Source organism: Sandaracinomonas limnophila (genome assembly GCF_004005965.1).
GTDB classification, from domain to species: Bacteria; Bacteroidota; Bacteroidia; order Cytophagales; family Spirosomataceae; genus Sandaracinomonas; species Sandaracinomonas limnophila.
Window position 1 is genome coordinate 547644 of record NZ_SACY01000002.1, and the last position, 12951, is coordinate 560594.

The following is a 12951-nucleotide window of genomic DNA, read 5'->3' on the forward strand; positions in this document are numbered from 1 at the left end:
ATACTCAGCTTTATTTACTTCTTATTAACCAATTTTTCTACCAATTCTTTCAGTTCATTGATCTGATTTTGTTGCTTTTGGATAAGTGCTTGATTGTTTTCAATTTGAATTTGTTGTTCTTGAATGGCCTTTGTTAATACCGGAATAATAGCCGTATAGTTCACGCTCAATAATTTATCCTTGTCTTTACCTTCACTAACCAATTCAGGCATCACTTTTTGGAGTTCTTGCGCGATGAAACCGTTTTCATTGATGCTATTAGAAGCAGCATCTAATGACATTTTCTTGTCATAATTAACCGGGCGCAATTGCATGATTTTGGTCAAACCGCTATTGAGATTTACGATATTACTTTTTAAGCGGAGATCAGAGGTTAAGGCTGTACCAGCCGCGCGAACAGAGCCGCTGGCATTGATATCTCCTGAAACATCTAATTTATAACCTGGAGTTGTTGTACCTATTCCTATATTTCCGGTGGATAAACCTGTGATATAATTCGTACTAGCTAGTCCATTGGTTAAGGTAAAACCGTCTGATGTACCCGAAATATTTCTCAATTGAAAGGACCCTCCATCTTTATTAATCATTTTTATAAATGCCTGATCGTATGGCGCTGTTCCAGCGGTTCTTTCCAGCGTGATACCTCCGGTAGCCCCTTTTACATGGAAGAGCGATTCTGGTGAATTGGTTCCTATACCAACATTTCCTCCTGCTGGTTGAATTATATATGGCAAAACATTCCCAGTTGAATAGTTGTGAGCTTGAACAGCTGCTGAAGATGTTGTTAAATAGTAACTAATTGAGTTATTGTTAACACCTGAAGTGGTTTGAAAACGAATTAAGGGTCTAAATGTGGAATTATCCATTAGATTAGTAGATGTAGTAGGTAAGCTTGCAATATATGCATTGTCATTGACTACCAATTTCGTTAAGGGAGCTGTTGTTCCTATACCGACGTTCCCGTTTCCTTGCCATGTCATTACTTTACTTATTACCGTATTATTATCACCGTCAGTAAGTCCAAGATCTAATCGAGAAGACGCGAATGTAGTTGTGCCATAAGTCCCTAAATCAAACTGAGCAATGTTATCCCATTTTACACCATTGACTGCTGGACGAGAAAAGCGTAACATTTGAGCGTCTGCATTAACTGTGTTAGTAGCCGATAATGAATTAATGGCATGTATGGTAGATGTTGGGCTTGTTGTACCTACACCAACTCTTCCAGAGCCGTCAATCGTAAAAACATGTTTAGTGCCAATAGCAGAGGCGGCATTTGCATTGGTCCAAGTGTAGAAATCAATTGCATTGCCCGCAGCAGCACCACCTTGATGTCTTGTTTTTATCGCGTGGGCATAATTACTTGTTGAATTATAACCGAATAACAGTTGATTTTTTGTAAAAACACCTGAATCATTACCATTTCTAAACGAACCTCCGCCTTTCACATCTAAATTAATAGTAGGCGTATTAATGCCTACCCCTACGAAGCCATTTGCCTGCCAAGTCATCACCGGACTCATGGTCGTTATATCCAGTCCATCGTTCATTGTTAAATCCATCCTAGAATAGGCCGTGGCACCTAATTGTGCATAAGTTCCTAAATTGAATTGAGCAACGTTACCAAATTTTGACCCTGAAGAAGTGGGCCTAGAAAGCTTTAAAATAGTGACATCCACATTGGGTGCCTGTGTTGCTGCCGTCTGACTATTAACATCCAGGGTTGCAACTGGTGTACTTATGCCTATACCCACATTACCACTTCTTAAATAATTGATCATAGGGGTAACGTAACCATTCATTCCAAAATCTACTCGATTATTCGCAGCATCATTACCTTGATAAACAAATCGCCACTCTGAACTATTTCCTTTTGCATTAGCCGTACCAAAATTTAATTGGGTAGCATGGCCTGCAGTTGTATTGGTTGGTGCAAAAAATCTGGCTACTGTTGTGAAGGGACCAACTGTCGAAGATTGAACTTCTAATGGTACAGAAGGGGTAAAACTATTACCTCCAATTCCCACACTACCACCTCTCCAAATGCTGGCCGTTTTATTACTTCCTGCATCATTTGTGGTACCAGCCAAATTCCATGCCGTGGAGGCAGGCGCCGTGTAGGTCACATAGGTAGTTCCGTTGTAGGTCCAAAGACTGTTGTCTACACTTGATTGATACACCACACTTTGATCCGAGGGAGTATCGGGTGTAAAAACCACACCAGAGGTCGTTGGTGTAGCCGTAGAAAAAGTTACAATATTTTGTGTACCTGGCACGTTGGTTAAAATCACATCTCCATTGCTATCCACGCCCAATACTTTGCTGGATGATGTGTTAGCTGTGCTAGAAGACGTCAAATTCGTAAATCGCAAACCTGAGTTACCGGCAGTCCCCTGGTTGATTTCCAATTTATTGGCAGGTGCGTTTGTCCCAATTCCCAAATTACCTAAGCGGTAAATGGCGTTGGTTTTATCGGTTCCTGCATCTGTTGTTCCACCTGAAAGAGAAAAGTTAGAACCTACCGTAATTTCTTTACCATATCTATCCACTACCGCATTTTGTGCTAGAGATGCTGAAGTGATTAAACTAAAAATAAAAGTGGTTATACCAAAAATTCGAAGTTTTAGTTCAGAATGCATAAATTTCATAAGTATTATTAATATAGTTGAACGCTTCAATTTTAATTTTGTCAATAAGACCCCCAAAAAATAATTTGGTTGTTTTCTAATGTTGAATATTGTACTCTATTTAATGGTTCTGAGAATAAAATAAATTCTGGGATATTGCCAGTAAATCCATTTTGATTCAGAACGCTATCCAAGGATCCTGTTGTAATGCCTACTCCAAAAGTAGACCCAGCAGACCAAGTTGGAGGCGTATTAAAATTTAAATTCGAATTGTTTTTAGCTGATCCACTCACCCGGACTATTTTATCCGTTGGATTTCTAATTAATGTGTATTGTTTATAAGCATTAAATCCAAGTGTGCTATTATTTAAAAAATATCTACCCACATCGGCAGAGTTACCAAAATCTGTGTACATATAATTATTATCAGAAGGCCAATTCATGTGTGCCGACCACCTAATAGAATTATTAGAAATATCTGAATAACCGAATGAATTATTTGTACCAGATCCTGCCAATATTTTAGCAATCAACAAAACACTACCTCTAAGGCCACTTCCTAATAAAGTAGGTAAGGGTTGATTAATGGTTACATTAGTTTTGTTAGCGCCAACAAATGACAACGTCGCATATGCATTCGATGCACCGGCATTTGCTATTTCTAAGGCAGGTTGACGAGCAGTGGATGTTTGTACGCCATTATACCCATTTAAACTTTGATCATACCAAATGGATACGTTTAACGTACGACCGCTTCTGAAGGACGCTAAAGACATCGTCGAATTTAGCGCTAAACCAGAAGTCCCCGCAGCGGCAATGGTTACCACACTATTATCTGATACCACATTATTTGCATCAAACGCTACATCTGCCTGGGCATCATCTCCACTCCTTCTCACTCGTAAGGCAGGGCCCGTGTAGGCATTTCTTAATTTTCTAGTACTCAGTGCGAAAGACGCCGTTTGCTCTACTTGATCCAAAAGACCTCTAAACACAAATATGTGTGAATGTAAAACCGGTGTACCTGGAACTTGCGCATGGATTACGTTTGAAAGACTAAAAAAGAAAAGAAATATACATTTTTTCATATCCTTAAAAACCGGGTTCCATGTAATAATAAACCGTTGTACCCATAACAATAAATGTATACAAGGTATGTTTACCCGAAATGGTCGGTCCATTATTGGTAGAAAGAAAAGTAAAGGAGGCGCCAGATGGACTTAATCCTGTAAAGCTAGAAGTACCAGATGAAGTCCCTTGCACAGCTAATGTGTAGGTTCCACCATCTTTCATACCTTGTAAATTAAAAGCTGTAGGACTTGCCGAAGTATATGCCAAATTACTGTTTCCAAATAATATGGCGGTGGCAGACCCCGAATTGAAAGCAGCGGTATTAGTGGCCGATCCATTTACTTCTAATTTAGAAACCGGAGCTTTTGTCCCAATCCCAACATTACCGCTGTTCGTTAATCGAAAACCCTCCATCGTTGTCCCACCTGTGGTGGCGTAATTGAAGGCTAATCCTACACCAGTAGCACTTCCGGGTCTGACTACTTCAATTCCTCCAAAAGTATTATACCATCCTAATTTAATTCCTCCAACCTGTGTATCTACCCCAGTCGGCGCTTTACCATATACTTCGAACCAAACAGGCTCACCTGAACCATTATTTAAAGTATTCGGCTGTATACTAGCATTTCCTATAACAGACAACTTATAGCCTGGGGAAGTTGTCCCGATGCCCACATTTCCATTGGCATGCCAAGACATTACATCACTCAAAGTTGTTTCATCTCCACCATTGTTCAATCCCAAATCTAATCGAGTTTGGGCAGTACCTCCTGTTCCATAAGACCCTAAACTAAATTGTGCAACATGTCCAAATTTTACACCCTCTTGTCTAATTCGAGATAATCGCAACACTTGAGCACTGGCATTAATGCTAGCTGTAGCAAGTGTTGGGTTTTGTACGTGTAATGTCGATAAAGGATTATTTATACCTACACCAATACTTCCACTTCTCCAAATAGCAGCCGTTTTATTACCACCTGCATCATTCGTTGTGCCTGCCAAATTCCATGCCGTGGAGGCAGGTGCCGTGTAGGTCACATAGCTTGTTCCGTTGTAGGTCCAAAGACTATTGTCTACACTTGATTGATACACCACACTTTGATCTGAGGGAGTATCAGGTGTAAAAACAACTCCAGCTGTGGTTGGTGTAGCCGTAGAAAAAGTTACAATATTTTGTGTACCTGGAACGTTGGTTAAAATCACATCTCCATTGCTATCCACGCCTAATACTTTGCTGGATGAAGTGTTGGCTGTGCTGGATGACGTCAAATTCGTAAATCGCAAACCTGAGTTACCGGCTGTCCCCTGGTTGATTTCCAATTTATTGGCAGGTGCGTTTGTCCCAATTCCCAAATTACCTAAGCGGTAAATGGCGTTGGTTTTATCGGTTCCCGCATCTGTTGTTCCACCTGAAAGAGAAAAGTTAGAACCTACCGTAATTTCTTTACCATTTTTATCTACAACTGCATTTTGTGCAAATAATTCAATCGTGAACAAACAAAATAGACCTATAAAAAAAGCTGTCCTGAAAAAATATTTTTTGTGGATGTGATATTTCATTATGTCAAACATTAATATATGTAGTCAAAAGAAACTCGATCATTCACCAAAAGGGCGTAAGATCCATTGTTAGAAGGAACATAGGTAACTGTATCGCCAGATAAACTAATGGCATCTTTAGGTACTCGTATACCGTTTACAAACATGGCGACTTTACCCAGAGGGGTATTAGTTAAAGTAAAAGAAGTTTGACCTGCTGTTGCGATAAATTCATCTGTTTCCATTTGAGCTACTGAACTTTTTGAAACAGGAATCCAATTGGTACCATCAAATTGTAGAAGCTGATTGGTTGTTGGCGTGGTGGTACTTACTGGTGTTCCTTGAATTTTAACAACAGCTGGTGCCGTTGAGGTGCCGCCCAAGTCGCCAGTTAGTTGGATTTTACCTAATGTACTTGCATCGGCATTCGGAGTGGCGTTGGCACTCACATACGTTTCAACTGCTGCTACACTAGGGTACATAATTGTTGAACCCGTATTGGTCGTGATATTTGAAGATAAATTAGCCGTAGTCTGAGCACCCATTACATCTGCTACAGGAATTGTTGAACTGGCTGTCATTGCAGAAGTTCCATTTCCTTTCACATAACCAGTCAATGTAGTGGCTCCTGTACCGCCATTCGCTACAGAAATTGTTTCTCCTATTTTACTATTTGTAATAGCAGCATTGGCAATTTTGCTGGTGGTTACGTTTTCATCTTTTATTTTGGCAGTTTCGATGGCATCATTGGCAAGATCCGAAACAACGATGGTTCCATCTGCTATCATACCTGTGAGCACTTTTGATGCCCCAATGCTGGCAACTCCAGCATTACTCATTGTTATATCACCTGAAATGCTGACCTCTGTCGCTTCATTGGAGGCATTACCCACATAAATTTTTCCATCAGCCAATGTATTAATAGCGGATGTAGCGTTATCGACATAGGTTTTAACGGCTAATTGAGAAGGATAAGATGTATTATTAGCAGAAACACCCCCTAAATCCGTCGCCGTAGATTTATTGATAAGATCTTCTTTTAAATTCAAAGCCGTATTAGTAGAAGTTCCTATACCTGCATTTAGCATATTTTGAACAAAAGTTTTAACAGCAAGTTGAGTTGGATATTTAACATCATTAGCAGCAGCACCACCCATATCTACTGCTGTAGATTTGTTTACAACGGCTTCGGCGCCCAAATTGGTTAGTGCATCGGAAGCGGTACTAGCCCCTGTTCCTCCATTGGCTATCGTAATCACCTCTCCAATCTTTGCATTGGTAATTGAAGAATTAGCAAGGTCAACGGTTGCCACGGTTCCATCTAAAATTTTATTGGAGGTAATTTTTCCTGTTCCAACCTCGGGTGCTGAGGCGGTACCTGTTAAATCTCCAGCTAATTGAATTTTACCTGTTGCTAACGTGGTAGCATCTGGAGTAGCAGAAGATATCTTAGAATCTACATAGGCTTTATTTGCAGCATCTGTCGCATTATTTGGAGCATCTGCTAAGGTAATTTTTGTAGTAGTTGGAAAATCCAAATTTCCTGACATCACACTACCCGATAATTGTACATATCGAGCATCAAGAGAGGCCTGATTGACAGATACTTCATTCCAAGCACCTGAGGCTCCTGTACTTATGAAGGTTCTACCATTATTGGAAGCAATTGGATCCCCTGAAACCACATAAATATCTCCATTGTTAGTGGTACTAATAGCCGGAAGTAGTGCGAGTGTACCAGTTGTAACCTTTCCAAAAGCAATGGCTACATTACCTGTGGAAGGAACTGGAGTGATTCCATTGACCGAACGAACCGCACCTGAAACATCAGCCACCGGAATACTAGAAAGAGTAGTAAAATTAGCACCGACACTTGCCTGTTTTACATAGCCTAATGTAGTACTCAAATCGGAACCAGTACCGCCCTTTGAAACAGAAACTATTTCTCCTATTTTAGCATTGGTTATGGCAGCTTCAGCAATCTTTGCAGTGGTAATTCCTAGGTCTGCCACTTTTATGTTGGAATTAATTAAAGTAGCTCCAACGCCATCTGTAACAGTTATTGAAGCATCTCCAGCTGTCAAATCCTTACCAATCAAATTATCAGAAGATAATTTACCCCACTCTACCCCTGTCCCAGTCGAATTTGTTTTTAAAACTTGATTCGCAGTTCCGGAGGCAATTTTAGCGGTTGTTACATTCGCATCTTTGATGTCCGCTGTTTGTACTTCGCCATCTTTGATTTTATCTGTGGTAATAGCATCTGCTTCTAACTTCGCATTCGTTACATTCAAATCCGCAATTTTTGCGGTCGTTACATTTGCATCTTTGATATCCACTGTTAGAACTTCGCCATCTTTGATTTTATCTGTGGTAATAGCATCTGCTGCTACTTTCACATTTGTAACATTTAAATCAGCGATTTTTGCCGTCGTTACATTTGCATCCGCAATCTTAGCAGTAGTAACCGCAGCATCAGCGATTTTAGCTGTTACTATACCTAAATCTTTTACTTTGAAAGGACTTGCTGTGGTTCCAGCTCCTTCGATGCTGGTCATATCCGCCACTGCCCCAAAACTATTTTTATCCAACCATGCAACAGCACCAGTCGCATCTGTTACTAAAACAGTATTGCTCGTACCTGCTGCTATTTTATTGGTAGTAACTGCCGCTTCTGCAATTTTTCCATTTGTTACATTTAAATCCGCAATTTTTGCTGTAGTTACATTGGCATCTTTAATATCGGCTGTTTGAACTTCTCCGTCTTTGATTTTATCTGTGGTAATGGCATCTGCTGATACTTTCGCATTTGTAACATTTAAATCAGCGATTTTTGCAGTTGTTACATTGGCATCGGCAATCTTAGCAGTAGTAACCGCTGCATCAGCGATTTTAAGGGTAGAAATAGCACCCGAAGTAATAATTGGGGCATTTGCCGTAGTTCCTGTGCCGGCTAAATCACCTCCTAATTTCACTTTTCCTAAAAAACTTGTTGTTGCGTCTGGTGTTGCTCCCGCAACAGTTGCATCTACATAGGTTTTAACTGCTAATTGAGAGGGGTATTTGATATCGGTTGGGGTACTTCCGCCTAAATCTGTGGCAGTTGATTTATTATTAATAGTCTCCGCATCAACTACATCTGCCACTGGAATCGTAGCAGTGGTAGTCAAAGGATTAGTTCCATCCGCTTTTACATAACCCGCGGCTAAGGTTGTAACACCTGTACCACCATACGCAACACCGATGGTTGATGCACTCCAAGTACCAGCTGTCACAGTTCCTAAAGTTGTAATCGATGATTGTCCAACATAATTGGAAGCTATATCTACTGTTGGAGTGGTTGTTCCATTGGTAACAGATACTCTATTAGGTGTACCAGAAACATTTGTTACAGTTCCGATGGTCGAATTTAACACACCATTGTTCATAGTTAAACCTGTTCCCAATGAGATTTCAGTTAATGAGGTTCCTCCATTGCTTCCAGTTCCTAATAAAAGGCTTTGTGCAGAAAGGTTTTGAATTTTATTGTAAGTAACCGCATGATCAGTAATAGTTGTAGCCGCTGTTCCTGAAACGGTTGTTACATCCCCAGTTAAAGCGGGTAAGGTAGCAACGGGCAAGGTAGTCAAGGCTTCGATACTTCCCGATCCAGTGGAACTTCTACCTAACACGACATTTGTTGAAACATCTTGCATTTTAGGGAAGGTAATTGCTTTATTATTAACCAAAGGATTGGTCGCAGAACCTGTCAAGTCACCCGCCAATTGAATTTTACCTGTTGCCAATGCGGTGGCATCTGGCGTTGCTGCAGAAACTCTTGCATCTACATAATCTTTATTGACTAGGTCTGTATTATTTACAGGAGCATCCGCCATAGTTGCTTTGGTACCTGTTGGAAAAATCAAATTTCCCGACATCGTACTTCCAGCCAATTGAACATATCTTGCATCTAGGGAAGCTTGATTTGGGGTTACTTCATTCCACGTACCACTTGCACCTCCTGTACTGATAAAGGTTCTTCCATTATCACTGGCAGTTGCTCCTGTTTCACCAGAAACGACATAAATATCACCGTTATTCGTCCCTGCTACTGCTGGTCGATTGGCCAATAAACCTGTTGTAACCATACCAAAAGCGATGGCAACGTTGCCAGTTGTTGGGTCTGGTGTATTTCCATTTACGGTGTGTACTGCTCCGGTCACGTCTTGCCATGGAATATTAGAAACTGTAGAAAGCGAACTTGCTCCACCTTTTACATAGCCACTTGATAAAGTAGTTGCACCTGTTCCGCCATTAGCAATTGGCATAACGGCAGAACCCGAAATCGTTCCATTTAATACAGGACTGGTCAGTGTTGGAGTAGAAATATCGGGACTTGTTCCAAATACTACATTTCCTGTTCCTGTAGTAGGTAATTCTTGTGGAGTCGTAATTCCACCCGACATATTACCCAACACTTTTTGATCGGCAATATTGGGTAATCCTGTTAAACTATTGATAGCATTGGTACCTCCAAATTTATTATCCACGTAAGCTTTTACGGCGTTTTGTGTAGGGTAAGCAGTGTTACTTGTTCCTAAGTTTACGTTAGCATCTTTGTTGGCTACATCCTCTTTCAAATTCAAAGCAGTTTGTGTAGATGTACCAATAGCGCTATTGGTACGCGAGTCAACATAGGTTTTAACTGCTTTTTGAGAAGGATATAAAACATCACTGGAGCCTGTATTTCCCAAGTCAACAGCTGTAGATAAATTAGATACACTTTGCCCATCCACAATGTCGGCGATTGGAATAGTAGCGCTTGAAGTCATTTGAGAAGCGCCATTTCCTTTAATATATCCTGTTAAGGTTCCTGCATTTCCTGTACCGCCATTGACAACATCAACTATTCCATTGACATTTTGAGCATTGCCAGGTATACTACCCGTAACTTTTGAACCACTTACTGAATTAATTTTTGCATCTGTAACTGCTAAATTGGCAATTTTTGTAGTGGTCACAGCGGCATTTAACAATTTATTAGTTGTAATGGCAGCATCAGAAATGACAGGAGCTGCGGCGGTAGTACCTGCTCCATTTAAATCTCCACCTAATTGAATTTTACCTTTTGAAGTGGTTGTTGCATCAGGAATAGCGGCATTGGCAAATTGCGTATCTACATAATTCTTAACTGCATTTTGCGTTGGAAACAAAGTAGAACTTGTTCCTAAATTCACGTCATTGGATTTGTTGGCAGTTGGTTCAGCACCTAAATTAGTCAAAGCTCCTGTTGCAGTTGTTGCTCCAGTTCCACCATTGGCAACACTGATTGTTTCTCCAATTTTAGCATTGGTAACTGCACCATTGGCAATTTTAGGATTGGTTACAGCACCATCATTGATTTTATTCGTTGTAATGGCATTATCCGAAATAACGGGTGCAGCTGCAGTTGTACCTACTCCGTTCAAATCGCCACCCAATTGTATTTTTCCTTTTGATGTAGTAGTTGCATCTGGAATTGATCCATTAGCGAATTGGGTATCTACATAGGTTTTCACCGCAGCTTGCGTCGGGTATAATGTAGTACTAGTTCCTAAATTAGCATCATTGGATTTGTTAGACAAGACCTCTTTGGAAGACAAACCAGGAACTGTTGGAGAATCAGCCGTACCTCCAAGATCCCCTGTTAATTTGATTTTTCCCTTGGTTGTTGCATTGGCATCCACTACTCCTGCTGCTAGAGCCGATTGTACAAATTGAGTTGTGGCAATAGCGGTCGTATTATTGTTCAAAGGTTGTGTGACTGCTTGAGTAGCGCCAGGCAAAACAGGTGTTCCTGTAAAAGTAGGAGAATCAATGTTCGCTTTTAAGTCCAAATTAGCTTGAAAAGCCAAGCCAGTTACCGAGGCATCCACATAATCTTTGATGGCCTTTACGGTTGGATATTTCGTTTGAGAGCTAGCGTTTCCTGTTATGTCGGTTGTTTTATTGGCAAGCTCTTCTTTTAATAATAAGCCCGGAACCGTAGGTAATTCGGCAGTACCTGCCAAATCTCCTGCTAATTTTACTTTTCCTTTTGCCAAGGTTGTGGCATCTGGAGCACCTGTGGCCACGGCATCTTGGATGGTCACGTCCACATAAGTTTTTACTGCTTTTTGAGAAGGATATAAGGTGTTGCTGGGATTCGCATTGCCTAAATCTATGGCAGTTGATTTGTTGTTCAACACTTCATACGTATTGCCTAATTGATCAATCCGGTTATTCGTATTGTTGATTTGGGTCCCGAGGTTATTGCTGACCCCCTCTAGCTTGGAATCAAACTGTGTATTCAAGTTGCTGATTTTATTATTTATATCAACGATTTGAGTACCCTGATTGACCACCTCCTTTTTCAAGCTGCCTATATCTTGATTGACTAATAAAAAACGTTGGTTGGTTTCGGTTTTATTTTTTGCCAAAGAATCTTGCAAGGGTTTCAAGGCCTCTTTGGTGATATAACCTACATCATTAGAAAAATCGGATAAATTTTTAGGGGCATTTCGAACATTTACATATTCAACTGATTCTGCATAAAGTGCGTAAGGAGTATAATTAAATAATTGGGTACTCACTACTTTAAAGTTTGTGCAGGCATCGAAACTAACTGAAACACTAAGGGCAAAAGTGGTGGATCCCCATTTAAGGTCGTCAAATGTTATTGCTTTAGAATTGCTAGTTGCTTGTCCAGCCCCAATGGTCAAATTTATGAGTCCATATTCATCTGTTTTTGTTTGTTGGGTTTCTTCATATTCTAAGGACTGCCCTTTTAGAATACTAAATTTCACACAAACGTTCCCTGATGCCAGTGGCTGCCCAGTAATGGCTACTCCGGGAACATCTATTTGTTTTGGGTCTAATACAACGGCTTGGTAATTAATCCCTTTTGAGTTTGTTTGTGCAAAAACAAAAGAATTACAAAATAACAACAAAAGGATAAGTTGGATGTATTTCCTCATGATTCAAAATTTTTATTACTTGTTGATACGAAATGTCAAACCCATCGAAATGGTTTGTGTGGTTAGGTCAAAATTGCCGGTATTTGCGCTCGAAGAATTCAAGGATGAATATTGTCCATATCCAAAAACAAATTCTGTAGAGGGATTAATTTGAGTGCTGATATCTACTTGGAAGCCTTTTAAAAACTTAATTCCATCAAATTGTTCATTCCCTTTTAGCAGATAATAGTTGTTCCCTGCCAATTGGGAACCATAGAGTAATTTGTTTCCAGAAATGACACCTTGGACACGAATTCCTACAAGTTTTTTTATTTTCAATTTAGCCCCTATGCCTACTTCCACCCCGGCATAATCCGTTTCGTATCGGAGGGGGATTTGTTGCACATCTCCAATAGCGTTGAGTTGCATCATTTGTGCAGAAATTGAATAACTTAACACACTCAATAACTTAGCCAAAATAGGCCTTTGAGAATACTGCAAAGCCTTTTCAGGGGAGGACAATTGAAGGGCAAGGGTATCCAAAAACAATTTATGATACCCTGCTTTTAAATGCATTCCGTTGCTAGGTTTTAAATAATCAACAGGCTGCCCATTGGTATTTACCAAATGGTAGTCTGTTTGATTACGCCCAAGGGAGAACTGAAAATTTTGGGCATTTGCATAATTGGACAAAATCCAAAAACAAATAAAACTCACAGGTACTAAACGAATCAACTTCATCCTTCAAAAATTATTTTATT

General features: G+C 40.1%; 5 protein-coding genes. All 5 read right to left on the reverse strand.

The window, feature by feature from the left end:
- Positions 1-14 precede the first annotated feature (14 nt).
- From EOJ36_RS06095 to EOJ36_RS06115, 5 genes are read right to left on the reverse strand one after another with little or no spacing between them, the layout of a single operon-like run.
- A complete protein-coding gene (locus EOJ36_RS06095; RefSeq protein WP_164847857.1) occupies positions 15-2639 on the reverse strand; it encodes a tail fiber domain-containing protein in 2625 nt (874 codons plus the stop codon).
- 50 nt (positions 2640-2689) lie between these two features.
- Positions 2690-3715, reverse strand: a complete 1026-nt coding sequence (locus EOJ36_RS06100; RefSeq protein WP_127803387.1) for a hypothetical protein — start codon at positions 3713-3715, stop codon at positions 2690-2692.
- Positions 3716-3719: 4 nt separating this feature from the next.
- A complete protein-coding gene (locus tag EOJ36_RS06105; RefSeq protein ID WP_127803390.1) occupies positions 3720-5258 on the reverse strand; it encodes a hypothetical protein in 1539 nt (512 codons plus the stop codon).
- A gap of 11 nt (positions 5259-5269) precedes the next feature.
- The gene (locus EOJ36_RS06110; RefSeq protein WP_127803393.1) at positions 5270-12211 is read right to left on the reverse strand and encodes a beta strand repeat-containing protein; all 6942 of its coding nucleotides are present in this window, start codon (positions 12209-12211) and stop codon (positions 5270-5272) included.
- Between the two features lie 15 nt (positions 12212-12226).
- A complete protein-coding gene (locus tag EOJ36_RS06115) occupies positions 12227-12931 on the reverse strand; it encodes a hypothetical protein (protein WP_127803396.1) in 705 nt (234 codons plus the stop codon).
- Positions 12932-12951 lie beyond the last annotated feature (20 nt).

Bases quoted from the DNA above. Each gene is read 5' to 3' on its own strand.
- EOJ36_RS06105 (WP_127803390.1), bottom strand. From the start codon at position 5,258: ATGAAATATCACATCCACAAAAAATATTTTTTCAGGACAGCTTTTTTT.
- EOJ36_RS06115 (WP_127803396.1), bottom strand. From the start codon at position 12,931: ATGAAGTTGATTCGTTTAGTACCTGTGAGTTTTATTTGTTTTTGGATT.
- EOJ36_RS06095 (WP_164847857.1), bottom strand. From the start codon at position 2,639: ATGCATTCTGAACTAAAACTTCGAATTTTTGGTATAACCACTTTTATT.
- EOJ36_RS06110 (WP_127803393.1), bottom strand. From the start codon at position 12,211: ATGAGGAAATACATCCAACTTATCCTTTTGTTGTTATTTTGTAATTCT.
- EOJ36_RS06100 (WP_127803387.1), bottom strand. From the start codon at position 3,715: ATGAAAAAATGTATATTTCTTTTCTTTTTTAGTCTTTCAAACGTAATC.